Here is a 22,149-nt window from a genome sequence, read left to right as displayed (position 1 = left end):
GGGGAAAAGGTCGGAAGATCTGTGGATAACCTCTACGAGGTTGACGCCGGTGTGACCGGTGGCCGATGTGTCGGCCACCGGTCTTTCGTTGATCTTGCAGGGAAAACACGATGCGGTGACCGCACGCACACACGTTCCCCACAGGGTGCACAGGATCGGGTACTCGTTGTGGATAACGTCTGATCAACGCCAGTGGTAACGCCCTTCAGGCGGTGATCTGAGCCACGGCGATCCAGCTGGCCACGAGGGTGGCCGCCAGCACCGCCGCACAGGTCCCCCACTGCACCAGATCGCGCCGCTCGCGCGGTGCGTACGCCATCCCGATCGCGATCACCGTGCCGGCCGCGAGGCCGCCGAGGTGGCCCTGCCAGCTGACGTTCGACCAGGTGAAACTGAAGAACAGGTTCAGCCCGAGCAGGATCAGGATCGGCCGCATGTCCATCCGGCTGCGCCGCATGAAGACGGCGGTGGCCCCGAAGAGGCCGAAGATCGCCCCGGAGGCCCCCAGCGCGCCCGGGTACGGGGCGAGCAGCAGGACCAGAGCGCTGCCGCCGAGCCCCGAGATCAGATACAGCGCCAGATAGCGGGCCCGGCCGAGCGTGGCCTCCAGCGGCGCACCGATCCACCACAGCGTCAGCATGTTGAAGCCGATGTGCCAGTACTCCTGGTGCGCGAAGACCGAGCTGATCAGGCGGTACCACTGGTCGGGGCCCTCGGACACGCCGATGCAGTACTGCCGCACCACGGGGTCGCAGTACGCGTACAGCGACAGGTCACCGGCGAGCCGGTCGCCGAGCGCCTGCACCAGCACGAAGACCGCCAGGTTCAGCCCGATGAGGATCTTCGTGACCAGGTGCGGGTCGGCGGCCACCGTGCCGCCCACGACCGTACGCGGCGCGGGTGTCGTCCGCCGGGCCTCGCCCAGGCACTCCGGGCACTGGAAGCCCACCGAGGCGCTGACCATGCACTCCGGGCAGATCGGCCGCTCGCAACGGGTGCAGCGGATGCCGGTCTCGCGATCGGGGTGCCGGTAGCAGCAGACCGCCTGGTCCATGAGGTCCTCTTCCTGGGGACGCGCGTCGCCCTGCCCCTCCATACGGACGGGCAGGGCGCAGTGTTCCCGAAGAGTACGGCGCGATCAGCCCTCGCGGGTCTCGATCACGACCGACTCGATCACGACGTCCTGCACCGGGCGGTCGGTGCGCGGGTTGGTCGGGGTGGCGATGATCGCGTCCACGACCTTCTGGCTGGCCACGTCGGCGACCTCGCCGAAGATGCTGTGCTTGCGGGTCAGCCACGTGGTCGGGGAGACCGTGATGAAGAACTGGGAGCCGTTGGTGCCCGGGCCGGCGTTGGCCATCGCCAGCAGGTAGGGCTTGTCGAACCCGAGGTCGGGGTGGAACTCGTCCGCGAACTCGTAGCCCGGACCGCCGGTGCCGTTGCCCAGCGGGTCGCCGCCCTGGATCATGAAGCCGGTGATCACACGGTGGAACACCGTGCCGTCGTACAGCTTCGCGTTGGTCGGCTTGCCGGTCTTCGGGTCGGTCCACTCACGCGTGCCCTCGGCGAGCTCGACGAAGTTCTTCACCGTCTTCGGTGCGTGGTTCGGCAGGAGCCGGACCTCGATGTCCCCGTGGTTGGTCTTCAGGGTCGCATAGAGCTGCTCGGCCACGATCTACCTTCCATAGTCTTCGCTGACAGGGACAAATCCTCGCACGGACGGGGAGTGGCCGTCGGCTTCCCCGGCTCTATCGCGTACCGGCGCGCATCGTGGCATCGTCTGTGGGAGCTCTCCGTGTGCCCCGCCTTGACCCATATGCCCGGTCGCACATGCCGGACCGGCCCTAAACAGGCATGATTTCAAATCGGGTGGATAGGCGAAAACCGTACGCCACCGAGGAGGAGGTTCCTGTGACCCGCATCGACAGCGTGCGCAACGCAGCCGGGCAGACCAAGGACAGCATGCAGCACGCCGCTGAGGTGGTCGCTCCATACGCCGTCACCGCCAAGGACAACGCCGCGCACTACGCGGACGAGGCGAAGATCTGGCTGACGCCCCGAGTGGCGACCGCCGCGCAGAAGGCACACGCCGCACTACCGCCCAAGGTCGCTTCGGCTGTGGACACCGCGGCCGTGAAGGCCGCGCTGACCGCACGCCAGGCCAATGAGTACGCGGCCCCCCGGGTCGGACACGCGGTGGAGGTCACCCGTGCCGCCGCGGGCCCCGCCCGTGACGAGGCCCTGGCACGTGGCGCGGCCGCCCTGGCCGCACTGCAGGGCAGGGTGTCCGTCGCCGAGATCGACAAGCTGGGCCGGCAGCACCGTCGTCGTGCCAAGGCGGGCAAGGCCTTCAAGCGCCTTGTGGTGCTCGGCATGATCAGCGGGGCCGGTTACGCCGCGTGGAAGTGGTGGAGCAAGCAGACCAACCCGGACTGGCTGGTCGAGCCCGCCCCGCCGACCGAGGTCGCGGACCGGGCCACGCTCAACGGCAGCGGCCCGACCCTCGTCGGCATGGACCGTACGGACAAGGCCGACCCGCTCGACAAGGTCGACGGCTCGCCCGTGGAGCCCCTCGACCCCGAGGTACAGGCGAAGCAGGCCGAGGCGGACCGGGTCGATCGCCCGGATCACGGCGACGAATCCTGACCTCGCACCGCCCCTGACCCACGGTCCGGCCCTGAGCTCGGTCCGACTCGGCAACCAGTGGCGCCGGGGTCCTGGACCTCCTATCGATACAGCGCGTACGCACCACATGCCGGAGGGCGGGGGACCAGTACGGTCTCCCGCCCTCCGGCATGCGCGGGGATACGGGTCAGCGTCCGACCAGTTCCCTGATGCCGTCGGTGCCGTCGGTGCCGTCGGTCCCGTCGGCCACGTCGGCCACGTCGTCGGCCGTCCCGCCGTCCTTCCCGCCGTCCTTCTCGTCGGTCGGTTCGTCGATCACCGCCGGGACGCCCCGCAGGGTGTGGAACGCGATCACCGCCGCGACGGCGATCAGGACGGCGCCCGCCAGGGTGGTGACGTGCATGCTGTGGGTGAAGGCCTGGCTCGCCGTCTCGGCGACCTGCCGCCCCATCGGGCCTGACAGCTGCGCGCCGGGCCCGACCGCCCCGCCGACCGATTCCCTGGCGGCCTGGGCCGCACCGGCCGGAACGCCCGCCGGCAGGTCGAGACCGTTGCGGTAGACGCCGGTCAGTACCGAGCCGAGGACCGCGATGCCCAGCGCCCCGCCGAGCTCCATCGCCGTCTCGGAGATCGCCGCCGCGGCGCCCGCCCGCTCCTTCGGCACGCTCGCCATCGCCGTGTCGAAGGTGACGGTGAACGTCAGCGTGATGCCCGCACCGTTGACGATCAGAGCGGGCAGCAGCAGCCAGTAGCTGGAGTCCGGGGTGACCAGGCCGAGACCGACCATGCTGACCGACATCAGGACCAGGCCCAGGGCCACCACCTTGGCCCGGCCGATCCTGGGCACCAGGGCGGAGGACAGCGGCGCGGCGAAGGCGGCCGACAGCGGGCCGGGGAGCAGCGCCAGGCCCGCCATCAGCGGGGACCAGCCGCGGACGACCTGGAAGTAGAGCGAGAAGGCCAGCGAGAGCGAGGCCGAGGCGAAGATCGCGACCAGGTTGGCGCTGATGGAGCCGGTGAAGGCCGGGTTGCGGAAGAGCCTGATGTCCAGCAGCGGTGAGGCGATGCGGGTCTGGCGCCGGACGAAGACGATCAGGCAGCCGACACCGATCGCGGCGGCCATCCACACCGACGGCTCGTGCACACCGTCACGGGTGGCCGTCTTGATGGCGAAGATGACACCCAGCAGACCGGCGATCGAGAGCGGGACGCTGATCCAGTCCAGCCGTCCCGGGTCGGGGTTACGGGACTCAGGGAGCACGATCGCACCGGCGATCACGACCGCCAGCAGGACCGGGACGTTGATCAGGAAGACCGAACCCCACCAGAAGTGGTCCAGCAGCGCGCCGCCGACGACCGGGCCGAGCGCGAAGCTGCCCGCCCCGACGCCGCCGGAGATGCCCACGGCCGTGGTGCGCTCGCGGGGGTCGGTGAACACGTTGCGGACGATCGACAACGTCGACGGCATGATCGTCGCGCCGGCCACACCCAGCAGCGCGCGGGCACCGATGAGCATCTCCGGGCTGGTGGCGTACGCGGTGAGGACCGAGGCCACCCCGAAGGCGCCGGCGCCCAGCAGCAGCAGCTTCTTGCGGCCTATCCGGTCACCGAGGTTGCCCATCACCACCAGCAGGCCGCCGAGGGCGAACCCGTAGATGTCCGCGATCCACAGGATCTCGGTGCCCGACGGCTTCAGGTCGGTGACGAGCGAGGGGATCGCGTAGTTGAGCACGCTGGTGTCGATACCGAGCAGCGCCGCCGCCACGCAGCAGATCGCCAGTACGGCCCAACGCCGGGGGTCCGAGGGGGTCGTGGAGGTCTGCGCACTCGGCGCCACCTGCTGATTCTTCGTCATGCCGGTGACTGTGTCAGAGCGTTCTGACCGGTCACTGACCGTTCGCTTACCGCGCAGCGTCGAAGTCCGTCAGCGCCACGACCGTCTGTTCACGGGAGAGCGCGACACCGCGGGCGTGCGCCGCGGCGAAGGCCGCTTCGCCGAGCGCGGCGCGGGCGGCGGCGCCGACCCGGGCGGTGTCCCGGTCGGGCGGCACCTCGGCGCCGCGCAGCGTCCGGGCGACGCCGAGCAGCAGCGCGGCCCGCTCCGGGCCGCCCTCCAGCAGCGCCAGGCCGGCCAGCGCCTCGGCGAAGCTCGCGGCGACCGGGCCGTTGCGGCTCACCAACTCGGCCTCGGGAACCTGGCGGTAGTAGCCGCGGGCCCGCTCCGGGTCCCCCTCGGCCTCGGCGATCCTGGCCAGCCCGATCAGGATCAGCGATCGGTTCATGTCGAGACCGGCCCACCCGGTACCGCTCTCGCCGAGGGCCAGCTCGCAGAGGGCGCGGGCCCCGGCCAGCTCACCACGCGCCCGGGCGACCTCGCCCAGGCCGAGGTGGGCCATCGCCATGCAGTCGGGCGCACCGGCCCGGCCGGACAGCTCGACCACCCGCTCGTAGTCGGCGCGGGCCGCCTCGGTGTCTCCGTCCCGCGCGCTGCGTTCGGCCCGTCGGCACAGCAGTTGCGCCATGTCCTCGATCGCGCCGAGCGGTTCGACATAGCCGAGCGCCTCGTCGGCCAGCGCCGCGGCCCGCTCGTTGTCGCCCTGCCAGTCGGCGAGCTGCGCCAGTACGTCGAGCGCGTTGGCCATCGCCCAGCGGTCGCCGAGCACCCGGAAGCCGGCCAGCCCGGCGCTGAACTCCCGCTCCGCGAGGGCGGTGTCGCCCCGCACCATCCAGTGCGCGTAGCCCTGGCCCAGATGCAGCAGCGCCACGGCCCAGGGGTCACGGCCCGGATCGTCCAGGGTGAGCGAGATCAGCTCGGCGGCGTCAGCGGTGGGCGCGCCCATGGCCATCGCCCAGATGACGGTGAGGCTGGGGAAGCGCTGCGGAATGTAGCCGAGGGAGGCCATGACCGCGTCGGCGGCCGCGGTATGCGCGCCCAGTTCCCGGTTGTCGGAGACGCCGTTGGCCGCCGCGAGCACGCACAGCACGTACTCCTCGTCGAGCCCCTCGGGCGCCTGCGGCCCGATGAGGTCCAGCAGCTCGCGGGCCGGGCCCGCGCCCTCCAGCCGCACGCCGCGCAGCAGCCAGTACGTGGACAGCGGGGCCAGCAGCCGCAACGCCGTCCCGGTGTCGCCGTCCTCCACCCGCCGGCGGAGCGCGGTGTGCAGGTTGTCCTGGTCGACGGAGAGCCGCCGCAGCCAGTCGAGCTGCTCCGCGCGCCGCAGACGGGGCTCCGCCTCGCCGACCAAAGCGAGGAAGTACCGGGCGTGGGCGCGGCGCAGGGCCGCCGTCTCACCGGCTTCCGCGAGCCGCTCGGCGCCATAGGCGCGGATCGTCTCCAGCATCCGGTAGCGGACGCCGTCGGCGCCCTCGGGACGATGGGCGACGACCAGGGACTTGTCGACGAGCGAGTCGATCAGATCGAGCACGTCGAACGCGTCGACCCCGGCCTCCCGCGTCCCGCCGCCGTCCGTACCGCCGCCGTCCGCCACGTCGTCGTCCGTCGTGCGGTCCGCGCAGACGGCCTCGGCCGCCTCCAGCGTCCAGCCACCGGCGAAGACCGAGACCCGGCGCAGGACGGCGCGTTCGGGCTCCGTGAGCAGGTCCCAGCTCCAGTCGACGACCCCGCGCAGCGTCTTCTGACGGGGCTGGGCGGTCCGGCTGCCGCGGGACAGCAGCCGGAACCGTTCGTCGGGCCGGATCCCGGGCCCGTACTCACTCTGCTCCGGCGCCGCGGAGACCACGCCGAGCCGGGAGGCGATCTCGGACGCGGACATCGAGCGCAGCCGGGCGGCGGCCAGTTCGATGGCCAGCGGCAGTCCGTCGAGCGCCGTGCACACCCGCAGGACGGCATCGAGATCGGCGGCCAGCTCGAAATCGGGCTGCACGGCGACGGCCCGCTCGGTGAACAGTCGCACCGCCGGGAACGCGAGCGCGCGGACATGGTCCGTGCCGGGCGGCGGCAGCCGCAGCGGGGGGATCGGGCAGAGCGTCTCGCCGGGGATCCCCAGCGGTTCGCGGGTGGTGGCCAGCACCCGCAGCTCTCCGCAGTCCCCGAGCAGCCGGCCGACGATCTTGGCGATCTCGCCGACGACATGTTCGCAGTTGTCCAGCACGAGCAGCAGCGGGCGGTCGGCCAGGGCCGCGGTGACCCGGTCGACCGGATCGGGCGCCGGACCGGCACCAGGCATCACCCCGGCCTCGCGCAGTCCGAGCGCGCCCTGGATCGCGTGCGGCACCTCGGCGGCATCGGCGAGGCCGGCGAGCTCGACGAAACAGGCCTCACCGCCGTACCGCCCGGCCGCCTCGATCGCGATCCGGGTCTTACCCGCACCACCCGGGCCGATGAGGGTGACGAGCCGGCCTTCGGACAGCTGGGCACCGATCCGGTCCAGCTCCTCGTCACGGCCGACGAAACTGGTGAGCTGCGTGGGCAGCACGAAGCGCGGTCGGGCCGGCTCGGAGACCGTCGGCGATGCGGAAGCCGTGGGCGTCGTGGGCGATGTTCCACGTGGAACATGCGCGTGCGCGGCGGGCGTCAGCTCCGGATCCCCGCGCAGCACCGCCAGGTGAACGGCGGCCAGCTCCGGTCCCGGGTCCGCCCCCAGCGTGTCGGCGAGCTCGCTGCGAGCCGCCTCGTACGCCTCCAGCGCCTCGCTCTGCCGCCCGCTGCCGTACAGCGCCCGCATCAGCTGGCCACGCAGCCGCTCACGCAACGGATGCGCGTCGACGAGCTCCCGCAGCCCGGCGACCAGCTCCCGGTGCCCGCCGAGCGCCAGTTCGGCCTCCATCCGGTCCTCGGCGGCCGAGATCCGCAGCTCCTCCAGCCGCGTCACCTGCACCTGCGCGAACGGGGCGCCGTCCACATCGGCCAGCGCGGGCCCGCGCCACAGCTCCAGCGCCTCCCGCAGCAGAACAGCGGCACGCGCGGGATCGCCCGCCGCCAGCGCCTCCCGGCCCTCCGCGCTGAGCCGCTGGAAACGGTGCGAGTCGACGTCGTCGGGGTCGATCGCGAGCCGGTAGCCCGCCGGATGGAACTCGATCTTCTGCGGCAGCACCTGGCGCAGCCGGGACACCTGCGACTGGAGGGCGTTCGCGACCCCGGCCGGCGGATCCTCCCCGTACAGGCCGTCGATCAGCCGTTCGGGCGTCACCACCCGGCCCGCGTCGAGCAACAGCAGCGCCAGCAGCGCCCGGCGCCGCGGCCCACCCAGCGCGACCGCGCTGCCGTCCGCGTTCCAGACCTGCGTCGCGCCAAGGATGCCGAACATCACGCCCCCGATTGTGCAGCACCGGCTGATGATCCGATACGCAAATCAGCGCGGGACCGCTGACGGTCCCGCGCTGATCAACACTGTGGAGCCTAGGAGATTCGAACTCCTGACATCTGCCTTGCAAAGGCAGCGCTCTACCAACTGAGCTAAGGCCCCTCTTCGCAGAACAGCGTACCTGTTCCGGGACGCGACCCCGACCCAGTATCCCGGTCCGTAGGATGCTTTGCAGGATTCACGGCCGCAAACAGGAGTGCGTATGGACCCCTCTCCGCACGACGCCGCCAGCCGCGCGCAGGAGCTGCAGCGCAATTGGTACGGCGAACCGCTGGGCGACCTCTTCCGCCGCCTCATCGGCGATCTCGGGCTGAACCAGGCGCGGCTGGCGGGCGTGCTGGGGCTCTCAGCACCGATGCTCTCGCAGCTGATGAGCGGTCAGCGCGCGAAGATCGGCAACCCGGCCGTCGTCCAGCGGCTGCAGGCACTCCAGGATCTCGCCGGGCATGTCGCGGACGGCAGCGTCACGTCCTCCGAGGCGACCTCGCGGATGGACGACATCCGGCAGTCGTCCGGCTCCTCCGTCCTCACCGGCACCACCCACAGCTCCTCCTCGGGCTCCGCCGCCGGCGCCGCCCGGCATGTCGTACGGGACATCCAGTCGCTGCTGCGGGCCGTCGCGTCCGCCGAGGAGATTGCGGAAGCGGCGAACACCCTCGCCTCCAGCCATCCACAACTGGCAGAGTTCCTCCATGTGTACGGCGCCGGGCGGACCGCGGAAGCGATCGCCCACTACGAGGCGCACCAGGGCTGACCGGAATAGCAGGGGGCGGGTCGCAGACCATGGGTGAGGTCTTCGCAGGCCGGTACGAGCTGGTCGACCCGATCGGACGCGGCGGCTCGGGCGCGGTCTGGCGCTCCTGGGACCACCGGCGGGGACGCTATGTGGCGGCGAAGGTGCTCCAGCAGAGCGACGCGCACGCCCTGCTGCGCTTCGTCCGCGAGCAGGCGATGCGGATCGACCATCCGCACGTCCTGGCACCCGCCAGTTGGGCCGCCGACGACGACAAGGTCCTGTTCACCATGGACCTGGTCCGGGGCGGATCGCTCTCGCACCTGATCGGCGACTACGGGCCGCTGCCCCCGCACTTCGTGTGCGCCCTGCTCGACCAGCTGCTCTCCGGGCTGACGGCCGTCCACGCCGAAGGCGTCGTGCACCGGGACATCAAGCCCGCCAACATCCTGCTGGAGGCCACCGGCACCGGACAGCCGCACCTGCGGCTGTCGGACTTCGGCATCGCCATGCGCAAGGGCGAGCCGCGGCTGACCGAGGTCAACTACGTCGTCGGCACCCCGGGATACTTCGCGCCCGAGCAGATGATGGGCGCGGAACCGGACTTCCCGGCCGATCTGTACGCGGTCGGCCTGGTCGCTCTCTACCTGCTCAGCGGGCAGAAGCCGGACGCCCAGGCGATCTACGAGCGCTACCTGAACGAGGGCGTCCCGCGCGCCCCGCAGGGTGTGCCCGAGCCGATGTGGCAGGTCATCGGCAATCTGCTGCAACCCGACCCGGACGCCCGCTTCCGCACCGCCACCGGCGCCCGCAAGGCGCTCTCCGCCGCGGTCGAACTCCTGTCGGTACCCGGCCTGGACGACGAGCCGGTCGAGGTCTTCGACCAGATCGGCCCGCTGCCCGAGGGCTTCGACGCCCAGGGCCCGCACCGGAAGCGGCGTCGGGCACGCCCCGAGGAAACCAGCAGCTTCCACCTCCCGGCCCCCCAGACCCCGCCGCCCCCCGTCCACAACCCGTACACGACGGCAGTAGCACCCCAGACCCAGCCCCACACAGACGGCCTGTCCCAGCCCCCAGCAGAGGCCCCCACAGGCGCACCCCAGCTATCGGAGCCCACCCGCCCGTACACAGCGGCAGCACACCCCACCCCGCCCGCCGCTTTGCACCCGGTTCCGCAGACACGCCGACCGGGACCACCGGCAAAGCTGGTGATCCCGATCCTCATCGTCGCCGCGCTCTGCTTCGCGGTCGGCATCTGGGCGCTGACAGCGGCCTGAGTTCAGCTACCAAGCAGGCGGCGGCCCGTACCCCGACTGCGGCGGCTGCGGCGACTGAGCCGCAGCCGCAACGCGCGGCCGCCGCCGCGCCGCCACCACCCACACCGCCAGACTCAGCAGAAGCACCGTGCCCGCCCCGAGCGCCGCGAACGCCACCAGCCGCATCGTGGAGGAGCTCGAACCGCCACCCGTCGCCGTCCCGTCGGCCTTCGCCAGGTCGTCCCCGCCGATGCCGAACCCGGCCTTGGCCGCGTCCCCGTCGTACCCCGGCGAAGGGGCCACCGCGCCCTTGACGTCCAGCCGCAGGGTGACGCCGATCGGCCCGTTCACGGCGTCCTTGACGCCCGGGTGCACGCTGACCGCGAAGTAGTACCAGCCGGCGAACCGGGTGGCCGAGACCTTGCTGCCGCTCTCGAACCGGTTGGCGTACGAGACCGGTACGGTCTGGCCGGTGATCGACGTCTGCTTGCCGGCGTAGGACTCCGTGTCGTCGTCGATGTGGCCGCGGGCGGGGTTGTACGCGTCGACCCGCACTCCGGCGCTCTGGAAGCCGTTCTCCTTGGCCGCGGGCGCGTTCGCGAAGTCGGCGAAGAGCACCGCGTGCTGGCCCCAGTCCACCGGCACCTTGTAGAAGCGGGTCTCGCCGGGCAGCACCTTGTCGTTCCAGATGCCGCTCTTGATGGCCGCCGCATTGTCGAAGCTCGTGCCGCCCTGCGCCGGCTTGGGGGTACCGGTCACCGGCGTCGGAGACGCCTCCGTGGCGCTGGAGGCGGGCGCGGGCTTGGCGTCGGCCTTGAGGGCCGGCTCCGACATGAAACGGATCTCGACGGGCCACTCGGCCGGGTCCGACGTCCCGGCGCTCTCCCGCTTGATCTCCAGGGTGTAGCGGTTGGCCTCCTGGCACCGCCCGTCCTTCTCGATGGTCCGCGCCGTGTAGCCGCCGACCGGCCGCGCAGCCCCGTCGTTGTCGAAGTGCGCGTCGAAACTGTCGCAGTCGGTGCCGTCGGCGCTCTGCAGCTTGAGGTCGATGCCGTCGCCGTAGGCGACCTTGGCGCCCGGCTTCGGAATGGCGAACGCCGACAGGTACGCCGAGGACTTCGCGTCCAGGTCCACGCCGTAGTACTTGGTGTCACCCACCTTGAGGGTGTCCTTGTAGGTGCCGCCCGGGGTGAGCGCCTGGGCCTCGGCCGTCGTGGCCGCGCCCTTCACCGCCGTGCCCTGCGGCTGCCACACGGGCACGGCGGCGTCCGCCAGTGCCGTGCCCTGCAGCCCGGCGAGCGTCACGCCGGCCACCGCCACCGCCACCCACAGTCCGCGTCCGCGCATTACGCTCCGCCCTTCTTCGTCCGGCGCACCAGCGCCACCCCGCCGACGGCCGCGAGCGCGACCGCCCCGCCCGCTGCTGCCGCGATCATGTCCTTGCCGGTCATGAATCCGGTCATGAATCCTCCCCCGTCCGAGCCGCCGCTGTCGCGGCCCGCGGCCGAATCGCCGCCCTTGTCGGAAGCTGCGGCATCGTCCTTGGCCTGGCCCTTGGCCAGCGCCGGTGCCTGGTACTGCGGCCCGGCCAGTTCGTCGCCCGTCACATTGACCCGCAGGACGACGCCGACCGCCGCGTTCCTCGCCAGCCGCGCGGCCTTCGGGCCGAGCGACACGGCGATGTAGTAGTCCCCGGCGCTGTGCACCGCGGCGGCCGAGCCGCCGACGACCCAGCGGTTGGTCCAGGTCACCGGCACCGTCCCGAGCCCCACGGACAGGGGTTTGCCGGTGTAGCTGCGGTGGTCGTCGCCGCCGGAGGCGTCGCGCACCGGCTGCCGGCCCGGCCCGTACGTCCCCGTCTCGACGTAGCTCCAGACGGAGGCCGCGGACGCGTCGTCCAGCACCGGTTCGTTGGCGAACTCGGCCGCATAGCTGAGCTGTTGTCCCCAGCCCAGCCGCACCTTGTAGAAGCGCGTCTGCGCGGGCAGCAGCTTGTCGCGCCAGACGCCCTTGGTGAGCGCGGCCGCGTCGTTGAAGCCGGTGCCGCCCGTGATGTCCTTCGGGGCGCCGGCGAGCGGCGCGGGCTTGTCGCCGTACTCGGTCTCGGCGGCCGCGGGCGTGGTCCCGGCCTTGAGCGGTGCCTCGCTCCCGTACCGGATCTCGATCGGCCACCGGCCCTGGTCGGAGCCAGGGGCGCTCGTCCGGTGCACCGAGAGCAGGTACTGACCGGCCTTGTCGCAGCTGCCGTCGCCCTTGGCGGTGGGCACCCGGCTCACCGCCGCCGTGACGATCATCGCGCCCTCGTCCTGCCCGAAGTGCGCGGATCCGGTGTCGCAGGTGAACGCGTACTGGCCGGCCGACGCCGCCTTCAGCTCGATGCCGTCGCCGTAGCCGACCTTCACGCCCGGTTGCGGAACCGCGGTCACCGCGAGGTCCGCGGTGGCGGTGGCGTCCAGGCCTGCCGCGTACCAGCGGGTCTCTCCCGGCCCGATGGTGTCCAGGTACTGCCCCGGCCCGATGGCGGCCGCCCACGCCGCCGTCGCGCCGCCCGTGATGCGGGTGCCGTCGAAGCGGTACGCGTCGGCGCTGAGCTGGGACGCGCGCACCAGCTGCCGGGCGAGCGCCGCGGCGTCGGGGGCGTCGTAGTAGGCGCCGTGTCCGGCCCGGGCGACGCACTCCAGCTCCTCGCGGGCGGCGCCCTTCACCTGGAAGCCGATGGTGTCGATCCGCAGACCGATCCCGTCCCCGGCCAACTGGGCCGCCACCTCGCAGGGCTTGGGCGCCCCGCAGTTGGACTCGCCGTCGGAGATCAGCAGGATCGTGCGCCGGCCGTCCTTGGGCAGGTCGCCCGCGGCCCGGGTCAGCGCCAGGGCGGTCGGGGTGTCCCCCTTGGGCTGGACGGCCGCCACGGCCCGCTTCATCGCGTCCCGGTCCAGCGGGACGACGGGCTCGGCGAGCTGGGTGTCGTCGCAGCCGTGCGGCTTTCCGGCGCCGTAGACCCGCAGCCCGGTCCTGTGACCGTCCGGCAGGGTGTCCACGACGGTGTTGACGGCCTTGCGGGCCGACTCGATCCGGGTGCCGCCCGAGCCGTCGGGCCCCGCCATCGATCCGGACGAGTCCAACACCATGATCAGGCTGTCGTCCGCGGCCGGTACGGCGGCCTGCGCGGCCGCCGGCCCGCCGAGCACCGCGAGGACGGAGATCAGCAGTCCGCCGCTCACCGCCCCGGCAGCCACGCGCCACTGTGGTCGTTGCATGCTGTGCTCCCCCTCGACCGGACCCGGCTTTGTTTGCTACCGCGAAGGTATTGATTTGCGTGAGCAAACTCAAGATGTTTCCCGTCACGGTCCCGCAACAGCGGGCGACCCCTCACGGAGCGGGCGGCCGGCACAGCAAGAGGCCCCGACCGCTGTGCGGTCGGGGCCTCGGAGCACTTCGGCGTCTCAGACGCTCGCGCCGGAACCTGCCGGTACGGAGTCGGTCGCTTCCGTCCACAGATCCTGCTCGGCGCGGTCCGCCTGGATCTGGCGGTACACGAGGAGCCCGCCGATGGCGGCCAGTGCCACCAGGAGAAACTTCTTCACCGCGCGACCTCGTCCTTCTTGGATTGGGAGAGCCCTGACGCGCCCGACTATACACACCGGCCGATACCGAACGGTGACCTGCACCCGCTCCAACTGCCGTACCGGACAGCAGCCGGACAGCCCGCCGGAGACAGCAAACGGCCCGTACGGATCAGGATCCGTACGGGCCGTTCAACGCGGTGGGCCTAACAGGACTTGAACCTGTGGCCTCTTCCTTATCAGGGAAGCGCTCTAACCGTCTGAGCTATAGGCCCGCGCTGCAACGAAAGATTAGCGCACCACAGGCCATGTCCCAAAATCGGAATCCGGCGCCCGGCTACTCGTCCTCGGCGAGGGTCAGCTCGACGCCCCCGACGAAGCCCGCGGACATGTTGTAGATGAAGGCACCGAGGGTGGCCAGCGCCGTCGCGAGGACCACATCGATCACCGCGATGACCGTGGTGATGACCAGGACGCGGGACAGCGACAGGAAGGACACCAGGTCGAAACCACCGCTGCCACTGCCACCGCCCTCCGCCGTCGTCGCGTCGCTGATCGTGCTGCCGACGGTGCTGAAGACGCCGATCGCGTCCAGCACCATCCACAGCACCGCCACGGCCACGATCGTGCAGATGCCCAGCGCGATGGAGAGCAGGAAACTGACCTTCATCACCGACCAGGGGTCGGCCCTGGCGACCCGCAGCCGCGCCTTGCGCGTCCGCGGGACGGTACGGGCGGCGGGACGCGGCCTGCGGACGCCCGCGGCGGCCGGCGCCCCCACGCCGGCCCCCTGAGCGGCCGGCGGCGCGTACGCCTGCGCGGGCTGGTGCGGAGGCTGCTCCGGCGCACCGGGCACCCCCGCGCCATACGTTTGAAGCGGGCCCGCATGGTGCGGCGGACGTGTGTCGGTCACGGTGGATCCCCCCTGATGCGGGCCGCTGTCCGTGGAGGAGCCAGGGGCACCGCCGGCACCGGCCTGGGCGGCCGCCTGCGGCCGGTCCGGGCCTGTCGTCCCACCAGCAGCGGCGCCCGTGGCTCCACTCACGGCCTACTCCTCGATTTCAGCGGCCACGGGCTGGTCGCCCTCGGCCTCTTCGGCGTCGACCTCATCGGCCTCTGCCCCAGCCTCGGCATTGCGGGCGATACCGACGACGGCATCCCGCTTGCCAAGGTTGATCAGTTGGACGCCCATGGTGTCACGGCCCGTCTCCCTGACCTCGTTGACCCGCGTACGAATCACTCCACCGCTGAGGCTGATGGCGAGGATCTCATCCGTCTCCTCGACCACCAGCGCCCCGACGAGGGAACCGCGGTCCTCGACGATCTTCGCCGCCTTGATACCGAGTCCGCCACGCCCCTGGACGCGGTATTCGTCCACCTTGGTGCGCTTGGCGTACCCGCCGTCCGTGGCGGTGAAGACGAACGTACCCGGCCGGACCACATTCATCGAGAGCAGTTCGTCGCCCTCTCGGAAACTCATGCCCTTCACGCCCGACGTGGCACGGCCCATCGGGCGCAGCGCGTCGTCCGTCGCGGTGAACCGGATGCACTGGGCCTTGCGGCTCACCAGCAGCAGATCGTCCTCCGCCGACACCAGCTCGGCACCGATCAGCTCGTCGTCCGAACCGTCCGCGGCCTCGCGCAGGTTGATGGCGATGACGCCGCCGGCCCGCGGGGAGTCGTAGTCCTTGAGCGCGGTCTTCTTGACCAGGCCCGCCTTGGTGGCGAGCACCAGGTACGGCACGGCCGCGTAGTCCCGGATCGCGAGGATCTGGGCGATCTTCTCGTCCGGCTGGAACGCCAGCAGGTTCGCGACGTGCTGGCCGCGGGCGTCCCGCCCGGCGTCCGGCAGCTCGTACGCCTTCGCCCGGTAGACGCGGCCCTTGTTGGTGAAGAACAGCAGCCAGTGGTGCGTGGTGGAGACGAAGAAGTGGTCGACGATGTCGTCCTGCTTCAGCTTCGCGCCGCGTACGCCCTTGCCGCCGCGCTTCTGCGACCGGTAGTCCTCGGTCTTGGTGCGCTTGACGTAACCGCCGTGCGTGATCGTGACGACGATGTCCTCTTCGGCGATCAGGTCCTCGATGGACATGTCACCGTCGAAGGGGATCAGCTTGCTGCGCCGGTCGTCGCCGAACTTGTCGACGATGACCGCCAGCTCCTCGCTGATGATCTGCCGCTGCCGCTCGGGCGAGGCCAGGATCGCGTTGTACTCGTTGATCTTGGCCTGCAGCTCGTCGTGCTCCGCGACGATCTTCTGCCGCTCCAGGGCCGCGAGGCGCCGCAGCTGCATCTCCAGGATCGCGTTGGCCTGGATCTCGTCGATCGACAGCAGGCCCATCAGGCCCTCACGGGCGATCTCGACCGTGTTGCTGCGCCGGATCAGCGCGATGACCTCGTCGATCGCGTCCAGCGCCTTGAGCAGACCGCGCAGGATGTGCGCCCGCTCCTCGGCCTTCCGCAGCCGGAAACGCGTACGGCGGACGATGACCTCGACCTGGTGCGTCACCCAGTGCCGGATGAACGCGTCGATCGACAGGGTGCGCGGCACGCCGTCGACCAGCGCCAGCATGTTCGCGCCGAAGTTGGTCTGCAGGTCGGTGTGCTTGTACAGGTTGTTCAGCACGACCTTGGCGACCGCGTCGCGCTTGAGCACCACGACCAGGCGCTGCCCGGTGCGCGAGCTCGTCTCGTCGCGGACGTCGGCGATGCCGGCGACCTTGCCGTCCTTCACCAGGTCGGCGATCTTCTGCGCGAGGTTGTCCGGGTTGACCTGGTACGGAAGCTCCGTGACCACCAGGCACTGGCGGCCCTGGATCTCCTCGACATTGACGATGGCGCGCATCGTGATCGAGCCGCGGCCCGTGCGGTACGCGTCCTCGATGCCGCTGCGGCCCACGACCAGCGCGCCGGTCGGGAAGTCCGGGCCCTTGATCCGCTCCAGGAGCGCGTCCAGCAGCTCCTCGTGCGAGGCCTCGGGGTTCTCCAGGTACCACTGCGCACCGGCCGCGACCTCGCGGAGGTTGTGCGGCGGGATGTTGGTGGCCATGCCGACCGCGATGCCCGCGGAGCCGTTGACCAGCAGGTTCGGGAAGCGCGCCGGGAGGACGGTCGGCTCCTGGTTACGGCCGTCGTAGTTGTCCTGGAAATTGACGGTGTCCTCGTCAATGTCGCGGACCATCTCCATCGACAGCGGCATCATCTTGCACTCGGTGTACCGCATGGCGGCGGCCGGGTCGTTGCCCGGGGAACCGAAGTTGCCGTTGGAGTCCACGAGCGGCATGCGCATCGACCAGTGCTGGGCGAGGCGGACCAGGGCGTCGTAGATCGAGGAGTCGCCGTGCGGGTGGTACGTACCCATGACGTCACCGACGACACGGGCGCACTTGTAGAAGCCCTTCTCGGGCCGGTAGCCGCCGTCGTACATCGCGTACAGCACCCGGCGGTGCACCGGCTTGAGGCCGTCACGGACGTCGGGCAGCGCACGCGACACGATGACGGACATCGCGTAGTCGAGGTAGCTGCGCTGCATCTCCGTTTCGAGGCCCACCGGCTCGATGCGCACGGTGGAGATCTCGGCATCGGCGGGCACGGCCGCCTCGTCGTCGGGCGTCACAGGGGGATTCTCGTCGGCCATTGCTGGTCAAAGTCCTTTCGGGCGGCGGCGGTGGGGCCGACTCAGATGTCGAGGAAGCGGACGTCCTTGGCGTTGCGCTGGATGAACGAGCGCCGCGCCTCGACGTCCTCACCCATCAGCACCGAGAACAGGTCGTCGGCCTGCGCGGCGTCGTCCAGGGTGACCTGGCCGAGCACACGGTGGTCGATGTCCATGGTGGTGATCCGCAGCTCCTCGGCGTTCATCTCGCCGAGGCCCTTGAAGCGCTGGATCGCGTCTTCCCGGACCCGCTTGCCCTGCTGGCGGCCGATCTCCATCATCGCGTCGCGCTCGCGGTCCGAGTACGCGTACCCGAAGTCGTCCCGGCTCCACTTGATCTTGTAGAGCGGCGGGCGCGACAGGTACACATGGCCGGCCTCGACCAGCGGGCGCATGAAGCGGAAGAGGAACGTCAGCAGCAGGGTGTTGATGTGCTGACCGTCGACGTCGGCGTCCGCCATCAGGATGATCTTGTGATAGCGGAGCTTCGAGATGTCGAAGTCCTCGTGCACACCGGTGCCGAACGCCGAGATCAGCGCCTGGACCTCGGTGTTCTGCAGGATCTTGTCGATCCGCGCCTTCTCGACGTTGAGGATCTTGCCGCGGATCGGGAGGATCGCCTGGTACTGCGGGTTACGGCCCGACTTCGCGGAACCACCGGCCGAGTCACCCTCGACGATGAAGATCTCGCACTTCGTCGGGTCGTTCGACTGGCAGTCGCTCAGCTTGCCCGGCAGCGACGCGCTCTCCAGCAGCCCCTTGCGACGGGTCAGGTCACGCGCCTTGCGGGCCGCGACCCGCGCGGTGGCCGCGTTGATCGACTTGCGGATGATGTCCGCGGCCTCGTTCGGGTTGCGGTCCAGCCAGTCCGTGAGGTGCTCGTGCACGGCCTTCTGCACGAAGGTCTTCGCCTCGGTGTTGCCCAGCTTGGTCTTCGTCTGGCCCTCGAACTGGGGTTCGCCCAGCTTGACCGAGATGATCGCCGTCAGACCCTCGCGGATGTCCTCGCCGGCGAGGTTGTCGTCCTTCTCGCGAAGGAACTTCTTCTCGCGCGCGTAGCGGTTGACCAGCCCGGTGAGCGCCGCACGGAAGCCCTCCTCGTGCGTACCGCCCTCATGGGTGTGGATCGTGTTCGCGAAGCTGTAGACACCCTCGGTGTACTGGGTGTTCCACTGCATCGCCACCTCGACGGAGAGCAGCCGCTCCTTGTCCTCCGCCTCGATGTCGATCACGGTCGGGTGGATCAGCTCGCCCTTGCGGGAGTTGAGGTGATTCACGAAGTCGACGATGCCGCCGGGGTAGTAGTACTTCACCGCACGCACCCGGGGCGCGTCCTCCGGCTCCTCGACCGTCTCGGCGCCGACGGTGGCCTTCGCCGACTCCCGCTCGTCGGTCAGCGTGATCGTCAGGCCCTTGTTGAGGAAGGCCATCTCCTGCAGCCGCCGGGACAGCGTCTCGAAGGAGTACTCGGTGGTCTCGAAGATGTCCGGGTCGGCCCAGAACGTCACCGTGGTGCCCGTGGTGGACGACGGCTCGTTCTTCGCCAGCGGAGCGGTCGGAACACCCAGCTTGTAGTCCTGCGTCCAGCGGAAGCCGTCGCGGTTGACCTCGACGGTGACCTTCGTCGACAGCGCGTTGACGACCGAGACGCCGACGCCGTGCAGACCGCCGGAGACGGCGTAGCCGCCGCCGCCGAACTTGCCGCCCGCGTGCAGCACGGTCATGACGACCTCGATGGCGGGCTTGCCCTCGGACGCGACGATGTCCACGGGGATACCGCGGCCGTTGTCGACGCAGCGCACGCCGCCGTCCGCCAGGATCGTCACGTCGATGGTGTCCGCGTGCCCGGCGAGGGCCTCGTCGACCGAGTTGTCGACCACCTCTTGGACGAGGTGGTGCAGGCCGCGCTCACCGGTGGAGCCGATGTACATGCCCGGACGCTTACGGACCGCGTCGAGGCCCTCGAGCACGGTGATCGCGCTGCCGTCGTAGACCGGACTGGAGTTCTCGTTGGGGTTGCCGGAATCGGCCACGAAGCGCCCTTTCTGGCACAGCACGAGCCGTCTCCCGCCGAGCGGGATCGGCTGCGTCGTTCGACATGTACCGCGACTGGGCGGCTTACGTATCAGTCTACCGGTAGCGCCGACATGAATGGGTGTTTGCCGGTACCTGAGTTCCCACGTGCCGTCCTGAACCGCACTCACCCGACTCCCTACACGTGGACCAGGGCCAGAAACGGCTCACGCAGGCGTCCAGGGCTTCCGGCTGTCAACCCTCGACTACGGTGAGCAGGGTCTCAGCGGACCCACGGCTCTCACCCGTATGTGTCGCCCGGGCCCTTGCTGCCCGGCGCGCGCAGCCGGCCGTAGGTACGCGGCGGCCCCATCGGGCCCAGCACCTTGATCAACTTCACCGTGCCATGGCCCAGATCGCTGTTCAGCCGCGCCACCAGCGTCGGAGCCAGCAGCCGCAGCTGCGTCGCCCACGCCGTCGAGTCGCACTGCACCGTCAGGACACACTCCTCCTCGTCGTACTTCGCCGGCTCGCAGTGCTGCGCGATGTCCTCACCGACGATCTGCGGCCAGCGGCCCATCACCCCGCCCACCGCGGCCGGCGCCTCCCAGCCGCGCTCGGTGATCAACCGGCTGATCGCGGCACCCAGCGGCAGCGGATCCCGGCCGTCGGCGCGCGCACCGCTGCGCAGGCCCCCGCGGCGCGCCTGCTTCTTCTGCTGCGTCGCCGCGCCCCGCGCCCGCGCCTGCTCCTTGGCGGCGCGCAGCGCGACCCGCGCCAGGTCGACGCCGGACAGCCCGTCGCCCGGGGTGTCCGCGTCCGGTGCTCCTGGTGCGGCCGGTTTTCCCGCGTCCCGGCCGTCCGCCGGCAGCTGCCCGCTCATGACACACGCTCCGCTGCGCCCTGCTCGACGGCGAATCGCGCCCCTACCAGCAGATCCGGCACATCGTCCTCCACAGCCGCGGTGACCAGTACCTGTTCGCCCGGCGCCACCAGCTCGGCCAGCCGCCGGCGGCGCTTGGCGTCGAGCTCGGCGAAGACGTCGTCCAGGATCAGCACCGGCTCCCTGCCGTCCGCGCTCAGCAGCTCGTACGACGCCAGCCGCAGCGCCAGCGCGTACGACCAGGACTCGCCGTGGCTCGCGTAGCCCTTCGCCGGCAGCCGGCCAAGGTTCAGCAGCAGATCGTCACGGTGCGGGCCGACGAGCGTCACCCCCCGCTCGATCTCCTGCTTGCGGGACTCGCCCAGTGCCTCCAGCAGCAGCCCGGACAACTCCTCCCGGCCGCTCGCTCCGGCGAGTCGTTCGCCGATCGAACTGCGGTACTCCAACGCGACAGGACCGCCCCCGGGAGCCAGCTGCTCGTACGCCTTGTCGGCCAGCGGCTGCAGCGCGGCCGTCAGGTCCAGGCGCTGCGCGAGCAGCTCCGCGCCGACGCCCGCCAGATGCTGGTCCCAGACGTCCAGCGTCGACAGGTCCCCGCCCTTGCCGCCGTGCCTGCGGGCCATCGCCGCGCTCTTCAGCAGCGTGTTGCGCTGTTTCAGCACCCGCTCGTAGTCCGAACGGGTACCCGCCAGCCGCGGGGTGCGGGTCGTGAGCAGTTCGTCGAGGAACCGGCGGCGCTCTCCGGGGTCGCCCTTCACCAGGGCGAGGTCCTCGGGCGCGAACAGCACGGACCGCAGAATGCCCAGCACATCGCGCGGCCGGACCTGGTTCGAACGGTTGATCCGGGCCCGGTTCGCCCGGCCCGGATTGATCTCCAGCTCGATGAGCTGCTGGCGGTCGCCCTGCACCACCTGGGCCCTGACCACCGCGCGCTCCGCCCCCGACCGCACCAGCGGCGCGTCGGAGGCCACCCGGTGGCTGCCCAGCGTGGCCAGGTACCCGACCGCCTCGACGAGGTTCGTCTTGCCCTGCCCGTTGGGGCCCACGAAAGCGGTGACGCCCGGGTCGAGCGGTACCTCGACCCGGGCGTAAGAACGGAAGTCGGCTAGCGACAGGTGCGCTACGTGCATGGCTGTGCGCCGGCCTCCCCGGTAATGACTACTACTTGTTCTCGACCGCGTGGCCGCCGAACTGGTTACGCAGCGCCGCGATCATCTTCATCTGCGGGGAGTCGTCCTGGCGGGACGCGAAACGGGCGAACAGCGATGCGGTGATCGCCGGCAGCGGCACCGCGTTGTCGATCGCGGCCTCCACCGTCCAGCGGCCCTCGCCCGAGTCCTGCGCGAAGCCGCGCAGTTTCTCCAGGTGCTCGTCGTCGTCCAGCGCGTTGACCGCCAGATCGAGCAGCCAGGAGCGGATGACGGTGCCCTCCTGCCAGGAGCGGAAGACCTCGCGGACGTCGGTGACGGAGTCCACGGCCTCCAGCAGCTCCCAGCCCTCGGCGTAGGCCTGCATCATCGCGTACTCGATGCCGTTGTGAACCATCTTCGCGAAGTGGCCGGCGCCGATCTTGCCCGCGTGGACCGAGCCGAACTCACCCTCGGGCTTGAGCGCGTCGAAGATCGGCTGCACCTTGGCGACGTCCTCGGCGGAGCCGCCGTACATCAGCGCGTAGCCGTTCTCCAGGCCCCAGACACCGCCGGAGACGCCGCAGTCGACGAAGCCGACGCCCTTGGCCTTCAGCTCCTCGCCGTGCTTCTCGTCGTCGGTCCAGCGGGAGTTCCCGCCGTCGACGACGATGTCGCCGGGGGAGAGCAGGCCGGCCAGCTCGTCGATGGTCGACTGGGTGGCCGCACCGGACGGGACCATCACCCACACGACCCGCGGACCCTTGAGGGTGTCCACAAGCTCCTTGAGGCTGTGGACATCGGCGACGTCCGGGTTCCGGTCGTAGCCGATGACGGTGTGGCCCGCGCGGCGGATGCGCTCGCGCATGTTGCCGCCCATCTTGCCGAGACCGATGAGACCGAGCTCCATCACAGATCCTTCGTTCGAAGCGTGCCTGACCTAGACCGAGCCTACGACGGCCCCGCGCGACCG

16 protein-coding genes and 2 tRNA genes are annotated in these 22,149 nt (G+C 70.7%); 3 read left to right on the top strand and 15 right to left on the bottom strand.

The window, feature by feature from the left end; genetic code table 11:
* Positions 1-205: 205 nt before the first annotated feature.
* Entirely contained in the window at positions 206-1,054 is an 849-nt protein-coding gene (locus tag C8250_RS22555; protein WP_138351192.1) for a rhomboid family intramembrane serine protease, read from the bottom strand.
* Between the two features lie 84 nt (positions 1,055-1,138).
* Positions 1,139-1,672: a peptidylprolyl isomerase gene (locus C8250_RS22550; RefSeq protein WP_138351191.1), complete on the bottom strand. Its 534-nt coding sequence runs from the start codon at positions 1,670-1,672 to the stop codon at positions 1,139-1,141.
* A 239-nt stretch (positions 1,673-1,911) separates the two neighbouring features.
* On the opposite strand from C8250_RS22550, the gene C8250_RS22545 reads away from it, so the two are divergent.
* Positions 1,912-2,646, top strand: a complete 735-nt coding sequence (locus C8250_RS22545; protein WP_138351190.1) for a DUF5324 family protein — start codon at positions 1,912-1,914, stop codon at positions 2,644-2,646.
* Between the two features lie 166 nt (positions 2,647-2,812).
* Here C8250_RS22545 and C8250_RS22540 read toward each other — a convergent pair whose 3' ends face one another.
* The 3 genes from C8250_RS22540 to C8250_RS22530 form a co-directional block, all read right to left on the bottom strand.
* The gene (locus C8250_RS22540) at positions 2,813-4,480 is read right to left on the bottom strand and encodes an MFS transporter (RefSeq protein ID WP_138351189.1); all 1,668 of its coding nucleotides are present in this window, start codon (positions 4,478-4,480) and stop codon (positions 2,813-2,815) included.
* 46 nt (positions 4,481-4,526) lie between these two features.
* Positions 4,527-7,892: a BTAD domain-containing putative transcriptional regulator gene (locus C8250_RS22535; protein WP_138351336.1), complete on the bottom strand. Its 3,366-nt coding sequence runs from the start codon at positions 7,890-7,892 to the stop codon at positions 4,527-4,529.
* 86 nt (positions 7,893-7,978) lie between these two features.
* Positions 7,979-8,051: transfer RNA gene (locus tag C8250_RS22530), tRNA-Ala, on the bottom strand.
* Positions 8,052-8,151: 100 nt separating this feature from the next.
* Here C8250_RS22530 and C8250_RS22525 point away from each other — a divergent pair.
* Together C8250_RS22525 and C8250_RS22520 are read left to right on the top strand one after the other, a co-directional pair.
* Positions 8,152-8,703: a DNA-binding protein gene (locus C8250_RS22525; RefSeq protein ID WP_138351188.1), complete on the top strand. Its 552-nt coding sequence runs from the start codon at positions 8,152-8,154 to the stop codon at positions 8,701-8,703.
* Between the two features lie 29 nt (positions 8,704-8,732).
* Positions 8,733-9,959, top strand: coding sequence for a serine/threonine-protein kinase (locus C8250_RS22520; RefSeq protein ID WP_138351187.1), 1,227 nt, complete (start codon positions 8,733-8,735; stop codon positions 9,957-9,959).
* 6 nt (positions 9,960-9,965) lie between these two features.
* On the opposite strand, the gene C8250_RS22515 is transcribed toward C8250_RS22520, so the two are convergent.
* From C8250_RS22515 to gnd, 10 genes are all read right to left on the bottom strand, one after another.
* Positions 9,966-11,285: a hypothetical protein gene (locus C8250_RS22515; RefSeq protein ID WP_138351186.1), complete on the bottom strand. Its 1,320-nt coding sequence runs from the start codon at positions 11,283-11,285 to the stop codon at positions 9,966-9,968.
* Positions 11,285-13,195, bottom strand: a complete 1,911-nt coding sequence (locus tag C8250_RS22510) for a VWA domain-containing protein (protein ID WP_138351185.1) — start codon at positions 13,193-13,195, stop codon at positions 11,285-11,287. The genes C8250_RS22515 and C8250_RS22510 overlap by 1 nt, the downstream gene beginning before the upstream one ends.
* 186 nt (positions 13,196-13,381) lie before the next feature.
* Positions 13,382-13,522, bottom strand: a complete 141-nt coding sequence (locus tag C8250_RS43070) for a DLW-39 family protein (protein WP_018559211.1) — start codon at positions 13,520-13,522, stop codon at positions 13,382-13,384.
* A 180-nt stretch (positions 13,523-13,702) separates the two neighbouring features.
* Positions 13,703-13,776 (bottom strand) — tRNA-Ile (locus C8250_RS22500).
* A gap of 62 nt (positions 13,777-13,838) precedes the next feature.
* On the bottom strand, positions 13,839-14,546 hold the full coding sequence (locus C8250_RS22495; RefSeq protein ID WP_138351184.1) for a DUF3566 domain-containing protein: 708 nt from the start codon (positions 14,544-14,546) through the stop codon (positions 13,839-13,841).
* 3 nt (positions 14,547-14,549) lie between these two features.
* Positions 14,550-17,135, bottom strand: coding sequence for a DNA gyrase subunit A (gene gyrA, locus C8250_RS22490; protein WP_138351183.1), 2,586 nt, complete (start codon positions 17,133-17,135; stop codon positions 14,550-14,552).
* A 41-nt stretch (positions 17,136-17,176) separates the two neighbouring features.
* A complete protein-coding gene (gene gyrB / locus C8250_RS22485; RefSeq protein ID WP_138351182.1) occupies positions 17,177-19,210 on the bottom strand; it encodes a DNA topoisomerase (ATP-hydrolyzing) subunit B in 2,034 nt (677 codons plus the stop codon).
* Between the two features lie 257 nt (positions 19,211-19,467).
* The gene (locus tag C8250_RS22480; RefSeq protein WP_138351181.1) at positions 19,468-20,049 is read right to left on the bottom strand and encodes a DciA family protein; all 582 of its coding nucleotides are present in this window, start codon (positions 20,047-20,049) and stop codon (positions 19,468-19,470) included.
* Positions 20,046-21,179, bottom strand: a complete 1,134-nt coding sequence (recF, locus tag C8250_RS22475) for a DNA replication/repair protein RecF (protein ID WP_138351180.1) — start codon at positions 21,177-21,179, stop codon at positions 20,046-20,048. The genes C8250_RS22480 and recF overlap by 4 nt, the downstream gene beginning before the upstream one ends.
* A gap of 31 nt (positions 21,180-21,210) precedes the next feature.
* A complete protein-coding gene (gene gnd, locus C8250_RS22470; protein WP_138351179.1) occupies positions 21,211-22,086 on the bottom strand; it encodes a phosphogluconate dehydrogenase (NAD(+)-dependent, decarboxylating) in 876 nt (291 codons plus the stop codon).
* Positions 22,087-22,149: the final 63 nt, after the last annotated feature.

It is taken from the genome of Streptomyces sp. So13.3 (genome assembly GCF_005860785.2).
In the GTDB taxonomy this organism is placed as follows: Bacteria; Actinomycetota; Actinomycetes; order Streptomycetales; family Streptomycetaceae; genus Actinacidiphila; species Actinacidiphila fildesensis.
Note: the sequence above shows the minus strand (reverse complement) of the source record. Positions and strands in the feature narration are given on the sequence as shown.

Coding starts and splice junctions, on each gene's coding strand:
- C8250_RS22510 (WP_138351185.1), bottom strand. CDS start 13,195: ATGCAACGACCACAGTGGCGCGTGGCTGCCGGGGCGGTGAGCGGCGGA.
- C8250_RS22525 (WP_138351188.1), top strand. CDS start 8,152: ATGGACCCCTCTCCGCACGACGCCGCCAGCCGCGCGCAGGAGCTGCAG.
- C8250_RS22540 (WP_138351189.1), bottom strand. CDS start 4,480: ATGACGAAGAATCAGCAGGTGGCGCCGAGTGCGCAGACCTCCACGACC.
- C8250_RS22555 (WP_138351192.1), bottom strand. CDS start 1,054: ATGGACCAGGCGGTCTGCTGCTACCGGCACCCCGATCGCGAGACCGGC.
- gyrA (WP_138351183.1), bottom strand. CDS start 17,135: ATGGCCGACGAGAATCCCCCTGTGACGCCCGACGACGAGGCGGCCGTG.
- C8250_RS22520 (WP_138351187.1), top strand. CDS start 8,733: ATGGGTGAGGTCTTCGCAGGCCGGTACGAGCTGGTCGACCCGATCGGA.
- C8250_RS22535 (WP_138351336.1), bottom strand. CDS start 7,892: ATGTTCGGCATCCTTGGCGCGACGCAGGTCTGGAACGCGGACGGCAGC.
- gnd (WP_138351179.1), bottom strand. CDS start 22,086: ATGGAGCTCGGTCTCATCGGTCTCGGCAAGATGGGCGGCAACATGCGC.
- C8250_RS22515 (WP_138351186.1), bottom strand. CDS start 11,285: ATGCGCGGACGCGGACTGTGGGTGGCGGTGGCGGTGGCCGGCGTGACG.
- C8250_RS22480 (WP_138351181.1), bottom strand. CDS start 20,049: ATGAGCGGGCAGCTGCCGGCGGACGGCCGGGACGCGGGAAAACCGGCC.
- recF (WP_138351180.1), bottom strand. CDS start 21,179: ATGCACGTAGCGCACCTGTCGCTAGCCGACTTCCGTTCTTACGCCCGG.